Here is a 16,323-nt window from a genome sequence, read left to right on the forward strand (position 1 = left end):
GGACTCGTTGATCGCGCTCATGGTGTTGACGACCTGGCCGACCACGGCGCCGCCCTGCTCGGCGACCTGGGCCGCGCCGATGGCGAGCTGGTTGGCCTGGCGGGCGTTGTCGGCGGTCTGGCGCACGGTGGAGGTGAGTTCCTCCATCGACGAGGCGGTTTCCTCGAGCGAGGCCGCCTGCTGCTCGGTGCGCTGCGACAGGTCCTGGTTGCCGGCGGCGATTTCGCTGGCGGCGACGTTGATCGCGTCGCTGCCGCCGCGGATCTGGCCGACGATGTCGGTCAGGTGCTCGACGGTGCGGTTGCAGTCGGTAGCCAGCTGGCCGAAGCGGCCGGGCAGCTGGTCATCGGCGCGGCGGGTGAGGTCACCCTCGGCGACGGCAGTGAGCACTTCGCCCACGCCGCCGATGCCACGATCGGCGCTGGCCATCAGCGCGTTGAGCGATTCGATCATCTCGCGATACGCGAACTCGAAGCGCTGCGCGTCGCCGCGCTGGCTGAAGTCGCCGGCCACGGCGGCGTCGACCAGCGCCTTGAGCTCGCCGTTCACCGCCTGCACGCCGGCCTTGACCGCGTCCACGGCCGCGGTGACCTGACCTTTTTTGCCCGGATAGCGTTCGATGTCCTGGCGCAGGTCCCCGCGCGCGTACTCGCCGACGATCCCGATCGCGCGCATCTTGACCGCGATGTGCGAGGCGACCAGCGTGTTGATGCCCTCGGCCATTGCACTGTAGGCGCCGGGGAAGTCGTTCGCGGGGATGCGATAGTCGATCTCGCCCGCTTCGTGCTGGCGGCCCATTTCGCCCTGTGCATCGGCGATCCGGCGCAGTGCTTCGCGCATGCGCGCGAAGGCACGCAGCAGCTGCGCGGTCTCGTCGCTGCCCTCCACCTGCAGCTCCCCGTCCAGGCGGCCCTGCGCCATGTCCTCGGCAACGCCGAGGGCGCGCTGGATCGGCCGGGTGATCGAACGCGAGATCAGCCACGAGGCGCCCAGCAGCAGCGCCAGCACCACCAGCAGTTGGATGACGGAAGTGCGCAGCGAGGTGTAGAAAGCCGCGCGCACGTCGTCGACGTAGATGCCCGAGCCCACTACCCAGCCCCAGGGGGCGAAGCCCTCGACATACGACACCTTTTCGACCGGGGCCTCGGCGCCCGGCTTGGGCCAGGCGTAGTGGATGACGCCCGCGCCGCTGGCCTTCACCGTGCGCACCGCCTCGACGAACAGCTGCACGCCGTTGGGGTCGGTGAAGCCGCTGACGTCGGTGCCGTCCATTTCCGGCTTGAACGGATGCATCAGCATCCGCGGCTGCATGTCGTTGATCCAGAAATAGTCCTTGTTGCCGAAGCGCAGCGCGCGGATCTCGTCCATCGCGGTCTGCTTGGCCTGCTCCTGGGTGATCTCGCCGCGCTGCGCGCGGGCGTGATGGTGCGCCGCCAGGCTGACCGCGGTGTGCACGAGATTACGGGTGGCGGTTTCCTTTTCCGCCATCAGCTTGTGCTGCTCGGCGAAGAGGTTGAGGACGATCACGCAGATGACGGCCAGCACGCCCAGGGCGGTCAGCAGGCCGAGCTTGCGGGAGATGCGGATGCGGGACAGAAGTGCGTGCATGGGAAGGTGACCTGGGTGGGCTGGCGACGGTTTGGCGATGCGGGGCAATTGCCTTCGTCCCCGCTATCGGCCGGCGCGGCGGAAACTCCAGTGATTTCCGGGCTCCACGAAACAAAAAAGCGCGCCCTTCGGCGCGCTTGTTGCGACGCAGTTCCCAGGGAGGCGCACTGCAGGTCTGGCCTGAGTCCAAGCCGCCGCATTGCGGCTTCGACCCTCAGAACTCCTGCCAGTCCGCGTCCGCGTCGCTGGCGGTCGCCTGTGCCGCGCGCTGGCGCGACGGGCGAGGCGGCGACGGGCCGCGGGCCGGCATTGGCACCACGCTGGCGCGCGTGGGACGCGGCCTGGCCGCCGCGGGCACCGGGACCGGGCCTGCGTCCGATGCCGCCGGTGCGATACGGGCCTGCGCCTGCAGCCGGAACACCGCCACCGCCTGCGCCAGCTCGCGCGCCTGCTGTTCCATGCTGGTGGCCGCGGCCGTGGCTTCTTCCACCAGCGCCGCGTTCTGCTGCGTGCCCTCGTCCATCTGGGTGATGGCCTGGTTGACCTGCTCGATGCCGGTGCTCTGTTCCTGCGAGGCGGCCGAGATGTCGGCGATGATGTCGGTCACCCGCTTCACGCTCGACACGATCTCGCCCATGGTCTTGCCGGCGCGGTCGACCAGCACGTTGCCGTGCTCGACCTTGTCGACCGAGTCGGTGATCAGCTGCTTGATCTCCTTGGCCGCGTTGGCCGAACGCTGCGCGAGCGAACGCACTTCGGTTGCGACGACCGCGAAGCCGCGGCCCTGCTCGCCGGCGCGTGCGGCTTCCACCGCCGCATTCAAGGCCAGGATGTTGGTCTGGAAGGCGATGCCGTCGATCACGCCGATGATGTCGAAGATCCGGCGCGACGACGCGTGGATCGCGGACATCGTCTCCACCACGCTGCCGACCACCGCGCCGCCCTGTTCGGCGACTTCGACCGCGCCGGCCGCGAGCTGGTTGGCCTGGCGGGCGTTGTCGGCGGTCTGGCGCACGGTGGAGGTGAGCTCTTCCATTGAGGAGGCGGTTTCCTCGAGCGAGGCCGCCTGCTGCTCGGTGCGCTGCGACAAATCCTGGTTGCCGGTGGCGATTTCGCCGGCGGCGGTGCCGATCGCATCGCTGCCGCCGCGGATCTGGCCGACGATGTCGGTCAGGTGTTCGACGGTGCGGTTGCAGTCCACGGCCAGCTGGCCGAAGCGGCCGGGCAGCTGGTCATCGGCGCGACGGGTGAGGTCACCCTCGGCGACGGCGGTGAGCACCTCGCCCACGCCGCCGATGCCGCGATCGGCGCTGGCCATCAGCGCGTTGAGCGACTCGACCATCTCGCGGTAGACGAACTCGAAGCGCTGCGCATCGCCGCGCTGGGCGAAGTCGCCGGCCACCACCGCGTCGACCAGGCGCTTGATCTCGCTGGTGACCGAAGTCATGTTGGCCTTGACCGCGTCCATCGCCTCGGTGACGCGCGCCTGCTTGCCCGGCATGCGGGGGAAATCGCGCGACAGGTCGCCGCGCGCGTATTCGTCGATCAGCCCATTGACGTCGACGACCGTCTGCACGTGCGAATCCACCAGCGCATTGACGGCTCGGGCCATGTCGCCATAGGTGCCGGCGAATTCCTCCGGCATGCGGTGGTCGACTTCGCCTGCCTGGTGCTGCTCGGCCATCTGCGCCTGGGCCTGCACGAAGCGGCCCAGCTGTTCCTGCATGTGCTGCATCGATCGCAGCAGCTGGCCCGATTCGTCCTCGGCGCGCGTGTCGATGCGGTTGTCGAGCTTGCCCGCGGCGACGTTGTTGGCAACGCCCATGGCGTGGCGCAGCGAGCCGGAGATCATCCGCGCCAGCACGATGCCGAAGCCGAGGCTGACCAGCAGCCCGAACAGCGCGACCACCAGGCCGACCACGATGGCCCGGTTGGAGGACGCCACCGCGCCGTCGAGGGTGCCGGCGAAGCGGCGGTTGGCGGCCTCGCGCGAGGTTTTCAGGTCCTCGCGATAGGTATTGAGCTGGGCGGCCATGGCCTCCACCGCCGCCGGGTCGACCGCGTCGGCCTGCTCGATGAAGCCCTTGGCCACCGCGTGCGCGTTGCCGTAGTAGGCGTCGAACTCGCCGGCCAGGCGCTTGATGGTGGCGACGTTGTCGCCGCGCTTGAGCATGGCGGCGTAGCGGCCACGCACCTGCGTGGCGATGTCGTCCGCGGCGCCGAGCATGTCGGCATCGCCCGCGGCGGCGGCGCTGTTGAGCGCGCCTGTGATCTTGTCCAGGTCGGCGACGTTCTGGGTCATCGCGTCGAGCGCCGGATACTGCACGTCGCGGACGCTCTGTATGCCCTGGTTGTTGCTGCGGGTGACGACGGTGCTGTAGGCGAAGAACGCCAGCAGGCACAGCAGCGACACGGCCACCGGGGCCAGGACCTTCCAGAACAGCGGCAGACGGGAAAGATGTTTCATTGGGGCCTCGCAGGCTGTGCGTCCGCGGATGCGGTCGCAGGTGCCCGGCGGGATCGCCGCCGGGCGGGTTGCATCAGGATCAGTGGAGCGTGTCGATCAGGGCTTGAGCACGACGCGGACGCTGGCGTCCACGTCCGCCGGCGCCAGGTAGCCGATCGCGCCCGGCGATGCGGCCACCAGCGAGCGGACCTCGGCCGCGCTGGCGGCCTGCTTGGGCCGCTGCGCCTTGCCGGTGAAGGTCAGCTGCGCCCAGTAGGCCTTCAGCTGTGCTTCGTCCTTGCCGGTGACCTTGGTGTAGAACTCCCCGCGCGCCGGACCGCTGGCCTGGTCGATCGGCGTCGCGGCGCCGCCACCGGGTAGCTTTACCGACTTGTTGAGGAAGATCTGCGCGGCCTGGTCCTTGGTGACGGCGGTGACCGGGCTCTTGGCCGACACCACCACGACGACCTCGGCGTGGGCGGTGCCGAAGGCGAGCGGCAGGGCGAGCGCGAGCGCGAACAGCGGGTTGCGGATGTTCATGGGCGGCCTCCTCAGAACACGAAGTCGACGGACGCCGACACGAGGTTGTAGCTGCCGCCGGGGCGGAAGCCGGGCTGCAGGTTGGTCAGGCCGCCGTTGGAGCCGGCGTCGGAATCGACATGGCTGGCTTCGAGCTTCAGCGCCACGCTCTCGCGGACGTCCCAGCGGGCGCCGAGCGTCAGGCTCTGGCGCGCTTCGTTGCCGTTGGCGAGGATGCCGTTGATCACGCCGATCGGGTCGGCAGCGCCCACCGTGATCGGGCTGTCGACGTTGACCTTGCCGAAGGTGGCGTAGGGCGTGAACGCGCCCACGCGCATGCCGACGCTGGCGTACATGTTGGTCGTGTGGGCCAGCATGCCTTCCTCGCCGGCGAGGCGGGTGATCTCGCTGCGGAAGAACCACTTGCCCGGGTCGTAGGCGTAGCCGAGCGCCGCGAAGGTGACGTCGTTGTCCTTGAGGTGGTAGTTGCTGGCGAGTTCCGGCGCGATCGGGCCGTAGAGCGAGAGCAGGTACTCGAGTTGCGGATCGTCGGCCAGGCTCAGCTTGGTCTCGTTGTAGCCGGCGAACACGGTGGAACTGCCGAACTCGACGCGGCCCAGCAGGCCGATGGTGTCGTGCAGTTCGAACACCTTCTCGTCGGCCTCGCCGGCGACCAGCTGCAGGGTCACCGCGGTGCTTTCGCCCACGTTGAACTTGTAGCTCAGCTCGGCGCCGTCGAGGCTGATGGCGGTGTTGTAGACCTCGACCGGCGGGCGCACCCACGGCATCGCGTAGCCGACGCGGCGGTACTCGGACAGCATGAAGGTCGGGGCGACGATGCGGCCGGCGCGCACGGCCAGCGCCGGGGTGAAAGCGTAGCGGACGTGGGCCAGGGTGAGGTCGGGCGCGTAGGAACGCTCGGAATCGTATTCGCTGACTGCCTGGACGACGGCAGAGAAGTTCTCGGTGAAGTTGGCATTCACCTGCGCGGCCAGGCGGCTGTCCGGCGTGGTGGACCAGCGGTCGGTGTGGCCGGCGCCATCGGGCGCCATCGGCGCGCCGAAGTCGGCCTGGTGCTCGCTGCTGTGCACGACGCCCACGGTGCCGTAGCCGCTGAAGGAGAAGATGTCGTTGCCATCGGCGGCAAAGGCCGAAGGCGCGAGCACGGACAGGCCGGCGAGGATGGAGAGGGAAAGGCAACGCGGATGTAGGCGCATGGTGCGGGTGGTCCTGGGTGCATGGTGCGGAGTGGAACGCCGCTGCGGTTGGCGCAGCGACGGGGATTCGCGGGATGTAACGGCAGCCGCCGGGACAACTGAAGTGCGTTCGCGGCGAAGGAGCGCGCTGGCGCGGCCGTTTCATGAAAAACGCGCCTGAGCGGCGCGTTTTCCAGGGCCCGCGGGATGCGCGGCGTCAGAACTCCTGCCAGTCGCCGTCGTTGTCGCCCGGCGCCGCGGCATTGCCGACGCGCTGGCGCGCCGGTCGCGACGGTCTGGTGGGGGCGGGCCGGCGCACGTGGGACGGCATGGCCACCACGCGGGTGTCGGTCGGGCGCGGTTTGGCGGCGGCCCGGGCCGGCTCCGGGCTCCCGGGCGACGCGGCGGGAACGACGCGGGCCTCGGCCTGCGCCTGCAACTGGAACACCGCCACCGCCTGCGCCAGCTCGCGCGCCTGCTGTTCCATGCTGGTGGCCGCGGCCGTGGCTTCTTCCACCAGCGCCGCGTTCTGCTGCGTGCCCTCGTCCATCTGGGTGATGGCCTGGTTGACCTGCTCGATGCCGGTGCTCTGTTCCTGCGAGGCGGCCGAGATGTCGGCGATGATGTCGGTCACCCGCTTCACGCTCGACACGATCTCGCCCATGGTCTTGCCGGCGCGGTCGACCAGCACGTTGCCGTGCTCGACCTTGTCGACCGAGTCGGTGATCAGCTGCTTGATCTCCTTGGCCGCGTTGGCCGAACGCTGCGCGAGCGAACGCACTTCGGTTGCGACGACGGCGAAGCCGCGGCCCTGCTCACCGGCGCGCGCGGCTTCCACCGCGGCGTTGAGCGCCAGGATGTTGGTCTGGAAGGCGATGCCGTCGATCACGCCGATGATGTCGAAGATCCGGCGCGAGGACGCGTGAATCGCGGACATCGTCTCCACCACGCTGCCGACCACCGCGCCGCCCTGTTCGGCGACTTCGACCGCGCCGGCCGCGAGCTGGTTGGCCTGGCGGGCGTTGTCGGCGGTCTGGCGCACGGTGGAGGTGAGCTCTTCCATCGACGAGGCGGTTTCCTCGAGCGAGGCCGCCTGCTGCTCGGTGCGCTGCGACAAATCCTGGTTGCCGGTTGCGATTTCGCCGGCGGCGGTGCTGATCGCGTCGCTGCCCTTGCGGATCCCGCCGACGACCTGGGCCAGGCGCTGCACGGTGTCGTTCGCGCTGCTGGCCAGCAATCCGAACTGGCCCGGCAGGTCGGCATCGGCGCGACGGGTGAGGTTGCCCTCGGCCACTTCCGCCAGCAGCGCGCCGATGTCGGTCAAGCCGCGGTCGGCGCTGGCCATCAGCGCGTTGAGCGACTCGACCATCTCGCGGTAGACGAACTCGAAGCGCTGCGCGTCGCCGCGCTGCCTGAAGTCACCGGCCACGGCCGCGTCGACCAGCGCCTTGAGCTCGGCATTCACCGCCTGCATGCCGGCCTTGACCGCATCGACGGCCGCGGTGACCTGGGCCTTCTTGCCGGGATAGCGCTCGATGTCACGACGCAGGTCGCCGCGCGCGTATTCGCCGACGATCTCGATCACCCGCAGGTTGGCGTCGATGTGCGAGGCGACCAGGGTGTTGATCTCGTCGGCCATTTCGCCGAACGAACCCGGGAACGCCGAGGCGTCGAGGCGCTCGTCGGTTTCGCCGGACTGGTGCGCTTCGAACAGGGCGCGCTGCGCCCCGGCGAAGCCGCGCAGGGCATCGACCGCGCTCTGCAGGCTGCCGGCAATGTCGCGCAGCTCGTCGTGGCTGTGCACGCGCACGCTGTCGGGGAATTGCCCGGCGGCGAGCTGCTCTGCCGCCCCCTGGATGATGCGCAGCGAGGCGCGCGTGCTGCGGCTGAAGCCGAGGAAAAGGTACGCCGACAGCACCAGCACCAGCGCCACCACCAGCAGGGTGAGCCAGGCGCGCTGGCGCAGGCTGGCGATCTGCGCGCCGGCGGCGGCGTCGAGCGAGGAGGTCGCGCTGCGCAACAGCGCGGCCATCGCCAGTCGCGTGGTGTCGTCACGCGCGGCCATGGCACCGACCGGCAGCGACATCGTTTCGGCGTCCAGCACGCGTTCCTGGATCAGCTTGTTCTGCTTGTCGACCAGGGCCTGGGTCGCGCGCATGCGCGCGCCGATGCCGTTGGCCAGCGATGGCATGCGTTCCTGCGCGTTTTCCAGCTCCAGTTCGATGCGCCCGCGCAGGAAGTCCTGCATGTTGCGCGACACCGCCAGGCCGATGCGGTCGTCGACCCAGATCGCGCCTTCGCCCAGCACGCGTACGCCCACCGCGCCCTGCAGGGAGGTGGATTCGGACAGCGTGGGCAGCCATTCGCTTGCCGCGCGCGCCATGTACAGCACCGCCGGGTCAGGCGAGTGCGCGGCGCCGCTGACGTCCGATACCACGCCCATCTGCGCGCGTACCGCGTCGATCGCGGCGCCGTGCGCCGCTGCCGCCTCGGGACTTTCCGGCGACGCGGCTGCCGCCTTCGTCCAGGCCGCGCGCGTGGCGGCGAGCGCCTCGGTCAGCGCCTTGTCGTCGAACTGCGCCGACTGCCAGGTGGCGGTGGCGCCCAATGCTCCGTCCACGTCGCGCGCGGACTTCGCCAGCGCGTCGGCGGGCACCGCGTCCTTGGCCGCCACGCGCGCGGCAAGCTGACGGTGCGTCTGCATGGCCAGCATCGCGTCGTGCAGGTGCGCCAGGCCGGCGGTTGCGGCGCGGGTGGTCTTGGCGTCGTCGATCTCGTTCATCGATCGCACCAGCAGCACGCCCGCGAGCACGCCGCAGGTGACCATGAAGGCGGCGCCGATCACCAGCGCCTTGCGGCCGAAGCTCAGTCGCGACATCAGCCGCATGGCCGGCATCAGCAGCCGGTCGAGGAGGGAGGTGTCGGGACGGAGCGGCATGGCGGGACCTCGCGTGATGGACCCTGTCGGGTCGATACCACGCCATCGGCGTCGTTCAGGGAAACTTTAGGCACAGTTCAGGCCGGCGCACGCGTCCGGGACTCAAGATCGGCGTCGCGCGGCCGATGCCGGGGGAGTCCACTGTCCTCGGAGAGAACACCCATGCGTCACTTCCTGCTGTCCGTCGCCGCCGCCGCTGTTCTGGCGGGCGCGCTGCCTGCCCACGCCGAGCTCCAGCCCGTGAAGCGCGTCGAACCGGCCTATCCGCCGGAAGCGGCGCGCGCCGGCACCACCGGCTTCGTCGAAGTCGAGTTCACTGTCGACGCCGCCGGCAAGGTCGCCAGCGTTTCGGTGCTCAACGCCAAGCCGTCCCGCACTTTCGAAAGCGCGGCGGTCAAGGCGGTCAAGCAGTGGCAGTTCGCGCCCGGCGCCGACGGCCGCGGCAAGGTGCGGCTCGACTTCAACCTCTGAAGCAGGTTCTGTTGCAAAAAAAAGGCGCGCCCTGGTGGCGCGCTTTTTTTTGACCTTGCGTCCGGTGCCTGGGGCGCCTGGTCTGCCTTGGGGGCGGCGTTGGGGCTTGTCGGTGATCGGCAGCAAGGGCAGGGAAGCCTGGTTCTTCGGCAAGCCCTGGATGGCGGAGGTCCCGCCGGAATCGGGAAAGAAAAAAAGCGCGCCCGATGGCGCGCTTTCCTTGGTGCCGCGTGCCGGGCTCGCACCCGGTGGAGGTCAGAACTCGTGCCAGTTGTCGTCGCCGTTGGCGGCGACGCGCAAGGTGGCCGATTCGCGCACCAGCTGTGCGGCTGGCCTCGGCGTGGGCGCCCGGTCTGCCGGCCTGCCGGCTGCGGGCGCTGCGGGCTTGCGCGGAGCCGCGGCGACGGCTGCGGCCTGGGTGCGGTCCAGGCGGAAGGTGGCGACGGCCTGCACCAGCTGCCCGGCCTGTTCTTCCAGGCTGCGGGCGGCGGCGGTGGCTTCTTCCACCAAGGCCGCGTTCTGCTGCGTGCCTTCGTCCATCTGGGTGATGGCCTGGTTGACCTGCTCGATGCCGGTGCTCTGTTCCTGCGAGGCGGCCGAGATGTCGGCGATGATGTCGGTGACCCGCTTCACGCTGGTCACGATCTCGCCCATCGTCTTGCCCGCCTCTTCGACCAGCGCGTTGCCGTGCTCGACCTTGTCGACCGACTCGGTGATCAGCTGCTTGATTTCCTTGGCTGCGTTGGCCGAGCGCTGCGCGAGCGAACGCACTTCGGTGGCCACCACCGCGAAGCCGCGGCCCTGCTCGCCGGCGCGCGCGGCTTCCACCGCGGCGTTGAGCGCCAGGATGTTGGTCTGGAAGGCGATGCCATCGATCACGCCGATGATGTCGCTGATGCGGCGCGAGGACTCGTTGATCGCGCTCATGGTGTTGACGACCTGGCCCACCACGGCGCCGCCCTGCTCGGCGACCTGCGCCGCGCCGATGGCGAGCTGGTTGGCCTGGCGGGCGTTGTCGGCGGTCTGGCGGACGGTGGAGGTGAGTTCCTCCATCGACGAGGCGGTTTCCTCAAGCGAGGCCGCCTGCTGCTCGGTGCGCTGCGACAGGTCCTGGTTGCCGGCGGCGATCTCGCCCGAGGCGACGTTGATCGCGTCGCTGCCGCCGCGGATCTGGCCGACGATGTCGGTCAGGTGTTCCACGGTGCGGTTGGTGTCGGCCGCCAGCCTGCCGAACGCACCCTGGTACTGGCGTTCGACGCGCTGGCTGAGGTCGCCTTCGGCGATCGACGCCATGATCCGGCCGACGTCGGACAGGCCCGCGTCGGCTTCGGCCATCAGCCGGTTCAGCGCGGCCACCATCTCGCGGAACGCATGTTCGTAGCGCGCCTCGTCGCCGCGCGCCCTGAAGTCGCCGCGCGCCGCGGCCTCGGCCAGGCCACGGATGTCGCCGTTGACCGCGCCAAGGCTCGCCTTCACCGAGTCGAGCGCTTCGTGCAGCACCGCGCGCTGGCCGGGCAGGCGCGGCGCATCGCGGTGCAGGTCGCCGCGGCCATATTCGGACATGATCTCGATGGCGGCCACGATCGCGTCGAGGTGGCCGAAGATCGCGGCATTCACGCCCTTGGCCATGTTGCCGTAGTCGCCCGGGAAGTCCTCGGGCATGCGGTGCTGCAGGTTTTCGCCCGACTGCTGCAGTTCGATCAGCGACTTCATTTCCACGTGGAAGCGCTGCAGCTGCGCCTGGACCTGCTGCATGCTCGCCATCAGCTGGCCTGCCTCGTCCTTGGAGTCGACTTCGATCGCGTTGTCGAAGCGGCCATCGGCCAGCGCGGCCGAGATCGCGGTGGCGCGGCCCAGGGCGCGACCGACCGCGCGGGCGATGAAGAAGCCGCCCAGCAGCGACAGGATGATGGAGCCGATCGTCAGCACGATCATGATCACGACGCTGCGATCAAACGTCGCGTCGGACCGGGCGAGATTGGCCGCCAGGCGTGCGCGGTCGTCCGCGCCGAGGGCGTCGAGGGCGGCGAAGGCCGTCCTGCGCGCCGGTCGCGACTCTTCGCTGGAGATGTTGCCCGCAGCGTCGAAGTCGCCGCGCCGGGCGGCGTCCAGCAGGCGCGCCGATGCGGCCAGGTAGGCCTTCACGGCCGTATCGCTCTCCGCGTACAGGCGCTTGTCGGTACCGGCGGACAGATGGGCCGCGTACTGTGCGTCCGCCTCGCCGATGGCAGCGACCATCTTCGCGAATCGCGGTTCGTACTCGGCGAAGTTTTGGGTGTCCACCAGCGCCAGCTCGTAGGTGCGCAGTTCGCCCAGGAAGCTGCGAATGTCGCCGAGCGCCTGGACCTGAGGCACGTTGCTCTTGGCGATATCGGTCATTTCCCCGTTCGCGGTCACCAGCCGGACGTAGGCGAACGTGCCGAGGGTGAGGGTCAGCAGGGCCGCGAGCGAAATGCCCGCGAGCATCTTGCGGGTGATGGAAAGGTCGTTGAACCAGCGCATGGCAAGGAACCTGTGGGGACGATCAGTGGGGGTGGCGGTGCAGGGCTCTGATCAGAACTGGACTTGCGCGCGCAAGCCGAAGGCTTCCGGATCGCGCAGCGTGCCGCCGCGGCGCGCATGGGCGAACACGTAGTTGGCCTGCACCTTGAAATTCCGGCCCAGGTACCAGTTCGCGCCGAGCGTCCAGTCGGACTGGCGGCCGCCACGCACCGCGCCGTCGTCCAGGTCGAGCCGGCTGTAGCGCACCAGCAGTTCCAGCGCCGAAGTCGCCGAGGGCACCACGTTGCCGGCGTAGCCGTTGTAGCCGCGCGATTCGCCGGTGACCACCCAGCTGCCGAACACGTAGCCGCCGTTGCCGGACACGTCTTGCAGGCCGGCCGCGCGGTCGGCATGCACCTGCAGCAGTTCGCCCTGCACGGACCACGGCCCGCGGATCCACAGACCCTCCAGCCCGGTGCGCTGCACCGTGTCGACGCCGGCGAGGGTGCCGGTGTCCACCAGGCGCACGCCGGTCAGGCCGACCTCGGGACGCGCGCGCAGGCGCAGGCTTTCGCTGTCGGGGCGTTCGCGGCTGGCAGTCAGGCCCAGGTGCAGGACATCGCCCTTGGCGTTGCGCGGCACCCACGCGGCTCGTCCGGCGAGCGTGCTGCCGGCGTTGCCGCCTTCCAGGTCGTTGCCGTTGAACCACGCCACGCTGGCCAGGTAGGCCGGACGCTGCAGCGACCATTCCACGCCCAGGCGGCGGCCGGCGTATGTCGCCTGCGCCGGCAACGCGGATTCGAGGAAGGGAGTGTTGCGCGAAGCGCCGACGGCGTCGAAGCCGACCGGGGTCTTGAACTGACCCACGCGCAGTGCGCCGAGATCGCGGCCGAACAGCCCCTTGGAGATCAGCTTCACGCTGACGTCCATCCAGGTTTCGGCTTCCAGGTCGCGCTGCACGGTCAGTTCGTAGACGTCCTTGCGCTTGAATGCCACGCCGACTTCCCGGCGACGCCAGGCGCTGTCGTCGTCGAATGCGGCGGCGTCGACGCCTTGGCCGAGGTGCCCGAAGCCGTTGTGGTCGTAGGCCCAGTTCGCGGTGGCGGAGAACTCCCCCAGCGCGCCGGCGGACGTCTTGAGCGAGAAGTCGCGCCAGTCGGCCGCATGGGCGCCCGTGGCGGCGAGGGCGGAGGCGAGGATCAGGATCTGGATGCGCAAGGGAATCTCCTTCGGACGCCCATGCGGCGGGGTCCTGGTGTGGTGGGTGCGGAAGCGTCGCGTGGGGTCACGGTGCGCGGCGGCGCGCCGCTTCCGTGCTCTCGTGTGGGTGGACGTGGGCGGTGGCCAATGCAGCGCAGGCGACCGTGGCCGCCCGCCTCGCCTACAGCGCCTCGACCGCCGGATACAGCTCCTGGTCTTCGCGCTGGATGCGGCCGTGCAGGGCCTTGAACACCACGTTGGCCTCGCTGCGGAACTGCTCGGGCGCGGCGGCGATCTGGCTGGCCACGCGCCACTTGCCGGAGAACTCGGTGTAGCTGCCGATCAGGCCCCGCATCTCGTTCTGGTAGCGGCGGCCGAGTTCGGCCACCGCGCGGTCCGAGGACTCGTTGAGCGCCGGGTAGAGCATGGCGTCCTCGGAGGCGAGGTGGAACTTGATCGTGGTGCTCATGCCGATCAGCGCCTGGGCGATGGCCTCGGCGTTGGCGGCGATGCCGCCCTGGACCAGGTTGCGCAGCTGCGACACGCCGGAACGGATGTCGGCGTGCTGGTGGTGGTAGCGGTCGATGTTCATCGGATTGCGTCGGCTTACTGCAGCGGCGCGGTGACCAGGCCCATCTCGGCGCTCGCCATCAGCCGCTCGATGTCGAGCAGGATGAGCATGCGTTCGTCGAGCGTGCCGATGCCGGTGAGGAACTGGCTGTCGATCGTCGCGCCCAGCTCTGGCACGGGCCGGATCTGCTCGCCGCCCAGGCGGACGACGTCGGAGACGCTGTCGACCACGATCCCGACCACGCGGCCGGCGACGCTGAGCACGATCATCACGGTGAGCGCGCTGTAGTCGGCATTTTCGAGCCGGAACTTCAGGCGCATGTCGATGACCGGCACGATGGTGCCGCGCAGGTTGATCACGCCCTTGATGTAGTCGGGCGCGTCGGGCAGGCGGGTGACGCCCTCGTAGCTGCGGATTTCCTGCACCTTGAGGATGTCGACGCCGTACTCCTCCTTGCCCAGGGCGAAGGTGAGGAACTCGTCGGCTTCCTGCAGGGCGGCGGCATTGGCGCTGGACTGGGACATGGTGGTCTCGGTGCTCGGGTGCATGGCGATTGAATCGGCTGATGGGAGGATTTCTTTAGCGGGAAGGCATCACGAAGCGGTCAGAATTCCTGCCAGTTCGCATCGCCGTTGGCGGCCATGCGGAAACCGGCCGATTCACGGACCGGCGGCGGAGCCGCGCGCTTCACGGGCTTGGCGACTGCCTTGGCGGCGGGCCGGGCGCTCGGCGCGGCTGCGGCTTTCGACCGGTTCGCCTCGAGCTGGAACACCGCCACGGTCTGCACCAGCTGCCCGGCCTGCTCTTCCAGGCTGCGGGCGGCGGCGGTGGCTTCTTCCACCAGCGCCGCGTTCTGCTGCGTGCCTTCGTCCATCTGGGTGATGGCCTGGTTGACCTGCTCGATGCCCGTGCTCTGTTCCTGCGAGGCGGCCGAGATGTCGGCGATGATGTCGGTGACCCTTTTGACGCTGGTCACGATCTCGCCCATCGTCTTGCCCGCCTCTTCGACCAGCGCGTTGCCGTGCTCGACCTTGTCGACCGACTCGGTGATCAGCTGCTTGATTTCCTTGGCTGCGTTGGCCGAGCGCTGCGCGAGCGAACGCACTTCGGTGGCCACCACCGCGAAGCCGCGGCCCTGCTCGCCGGCGCGCGCGGCTTCCACCGCGGCGTTGAGCGCCAGGATGTTGGTCTGGAAGGCGATGCCGTCGATCACGCCGATGATGTCGCTGATGCGGCGCGAGGACTCGTTGATCGCGCTCATGGTGTTGACGACCTGGCCGACCACGGCGCCGCCCTGCTCGGCGACTTGGGCCGCGCCGATGGCGAGCTGGTTGGCCTGGCGGGCGTTGTCGGCGGTCTGGCGCACGGTGGAGGTGAGCTCTTCCATCGAGGAGGCGGTTTCCTCGAGGGATGCGGCCTGCTGCTCGGTGCGCTGCGACAGGTCCTGGTTGCCGGCGGCGATTTCGCCGGAGGCGACGTTGATCGCGTCGCTGCCGCCGCGGATCTGGCCGACGATGTCGGTCAGGTGCTCGACGGTGCGGTTGCAGTCGGTAGCCAGCTGGCCGAAGCGGCCGGGCAGCTGGTCATCGACGCGACGGGTGAGGTCACCCTCGGCCACGGCCGTGAGCACGACACCCACTTCGCCAATGCCGCGGTCTGCGCTGGCCATCAGTGCGTTGAGTGACTCCAGCATCTCGCGATACGCGAACTCGAAGCGCTGCGCGTCGCCGCGCTGGCTGAAGTCGCCGGCCACGGCGGCGTCGACCAGGCGCCGGATCTCGCCGGTGACCGACACCATGCTCGCCTTCACCGCGTCCATCGCCTCGGTGATGCGCGCTTTCTTGCCCGGCAGGCGGACGAAGTCGCGCGAGAGGTCGCCGCGGGCGTACTCGTCGATCAGGTCGTTGATGTCGACTGCTGTCTGGATGTGCGAGCCGGCCAGGGAGTTGATCGCCTCGGCCATGAGGCCGTAGGCGCCCGGGAACTCCGCAGCCGGGATGCGGTGGTCGATCTCGCCGGCCGCGTGCTGACGCTCGATTTCGGACTGCGCCGCCGCAAAGCGCTGCAGGCTGTGCTGCATCGTGCGCATCGAACCAAGGAGTTGGGCGACTTCGTCGCGGCCGTGCGCTGGCACGTCGCCATCCAGGTCGCCATGCGCGATCGCATCGGCCACGCGGGTGGCCTGCGACAGCGGGCCTGTGAGGCTGCGGGTGATCAGCCAGGACAGCAGCGCGCCGATCGCGAGGGCGAAGACCGAGACCCCGGCGACCATCGCGCGGGCGTTGTGGTAGCTCGCCAGCGCTGCCTGGTAGTCCTCTTCGTTGGCCTTGACCTGCAGCATCAGGTTGGCGCGCAGCGGCTCCTGCCAGGCGTCCAGGGCTGGAACGCCCTCTTCCAGCAGCAGCGACACCGCTTCGGCGGACTGGCCGTCGGACATGAGCTTGAAGATTCGCTCGTTGACGGCGATGCCTGCGGTGCGCGCCTTCGTGGTGCGCTCGCGCAACTGCATTGATTCGGGGCTCGCCGGCAGTTTCGTCAGCGCGGCGTAGCCCTCATCGAACTTCTTGCGCTGCGCGAGCAGCGCCCTGTGCTCGGCCTGGACGTAGGCGGCGTCGTCTCGCAGCACGACGCCGCGGACGATCGTGGTGACCGTCTGGGTGGCGTCCAGCATGATCTGCAGCTGGGTGGTCTTGTAGTTGTTCTGCAAGACGATCTCGTCCAGCCGCTGCTGGATCGAGGACATGCTGGAGATCGAGACGATGCTGATCGCCGCCATGACCAGCAGCACCAGGCCGAAGGCAGCCGCCAGGCGGGTGCCGATGCGATAGTTGTGGAGCAGGTTGTTCATCGGTGTTCCGGTTCAACGTGGGGTGCTTCGATATCGGCCGGAAAG

10 protein-coding genes and 1 pseudogene are annotated in these 16,323 nt (G+C 69.4%); 1 reads left to right on the top strand and 10 read right to left on the bottom strand.

Annotated elements, in window-relative coordinates:
• The 5 genes and pseudogenes from ACFOM9_RS00005 to ACFOM9_RS00025 all read right to left on the bottom strand — a co-directional run.
• On the bottom strand, positions 1 to 1,608 hold a 1,608-nt coding region (locus tag ACFOM9_RS00005), incomplete at its 3' end, for a cache domain-containing protein (protein ID WP_386705157.1).
• A 406-nt stretch (positions 1,609 to 2,014) separates the two neighbouring features.
• Positions 2,015 to 4,075 (bottom strand): annotated as a pseudogene (locus ACFOM9_RS00010) (methyl-accepting chemotaxis protein); the annotation flags it as partial.
• Between the two features lie 96 nt (positions 4,076 to 4,171).
• On the bottom strand, positions 4,172 to 4,594 hold the full coding sequence (locus ACFOM9_RS00015; protein ID WP_386705159.1) for a phosphate ABC transporter substrate-binding protein: 423 nt from the start codon (positions 4,592 to 4,594) through the stop codon (positions 4,172 to 4,174).
• Positions 4,595 to 4,605: 11 nt separating this feature from the next.
• Complete coding sequence (locus ACFOM9_RS00020; protein WP_386705161.1) at positions 4,606 to 5,790, bottom strand: hypothetical protein; 1,185 nt, start codon at positions 5,788 to 5,790, stop codon at positions 4,606 to 4,608.
• 196 nt (positions 5,791 to 5,986) lie between these two features.
• Entirely contained in the window at positions 5,987 to 8,707 is a 2,721-nt protein-coding gene (locus tag ACFOM9_RS00025) for a methyl-accepting chemotaxis protein (RefSeq protein ID WP_386705162.1), read from the bottom strand.
• 162 nt (positions 8,708 to 8,869) lie between these two features.
• Here ACFOM9_RS00025 and ACFOM9_RS00030 point away from each other — a divergent pair, with 162 nt between their 5' ends.
• Positions 8,870 to 9,178, top strand: a complete 309-nt coding sequence (locus ACFOM9_RS00030; protein WP_386705163.1) for an energy transducer TonB — start codon at positions 8,870 to 8,872, stop codon at positions 9,176 to 9,178.
• Between the two features lie 255 nt (positions 9,179 to 9,433).
• Here ACFOM9_RS00030 and ACFOM9_RS00035 read toward each other — a convergent pair whose 3' ends face one another.
• The 5 genes from ACFOM9_RS00035 to ACFOM9_RS00055 all read right to left on the bottom strand — a co-directional run bounded on the left by ACFOM9_RS00035 (position 9,434) and on the right by ACFOM9_RS00055 (position 16,278).
• A complete protein-coding gene (locus tag ACFOM9_RS00035; RefSeq protein ID WP_386705165.1) occupies positions 9,434 to 11,680 on the bottom strand; it encodes a methyl-accepting chemotaxis protein in 2,247 nt (748 codons plus the stop codon).
• 51 nt (positions 11,681 to 11,731) lie between these two features.
• A complete protein-coding gene (locus tag ACFOM9_RS00040) occupies positions 11,732 to 12,877 on the bottom strand; it encodes an OprO/OprP family phosphate-selective porin (protein ID WP_386705166.1) in 1,146 nt (381 codons plus the stop codon).
• Positions 12,878 to 13,040: 163 nt separating this feature from the next.
• Positions 13,041 to 13,451 (bottom strand): hemerythrin domain-containing protein, encoded by a 411-nt coding sequence (locus ACFOM9_RS00045; protein ID WP_386705167.1) that lies wholly within the window; start codon positions 13,449 to 13,451, stop codon positions 13,041 to 13,043.
• Positions 13,452 to 13,465: 14 nt separating this feature from the next.
• On the bottom strand, positions 13,466 to 13,954 hold the full coding sequence (locus ACFOM9_RS00050) for a chemotaxis protein CheW (protein WP_386705168.1): 489 nt from the start codon (positions 13,952 to 13,954) through the stop codon (positions 13,466 to 13,468).
• An 80-nt stretch (positions 13,955 to 14,034) separates the two neighbouring features.
• Positions 14,035 to 16,278, bottom strand: coding sequence for a methyl-accepting chemotaxis protein (locus ACFOM9_RS00055; RefSeq protein WP_386705169.1), 2,244 nt, complete (start codon positions 16,276 to 16,278; stop codon positions 14,035 to 14,037).
• Between the last annotated feature and the right edge of the window lie 45 nt (positions 16,279 to 16,323).

Source organism: Luteimonas notoginsengisoli, from assembly GCF_042648885.1.
Taxonomy (GTDB): Bacteria; Pseudomonadota; Gammaproteobacteria; order Xanthomonadales; family Xanthomonadaceae; genus Luteimonas; species Luteimonas notoginsengisoli.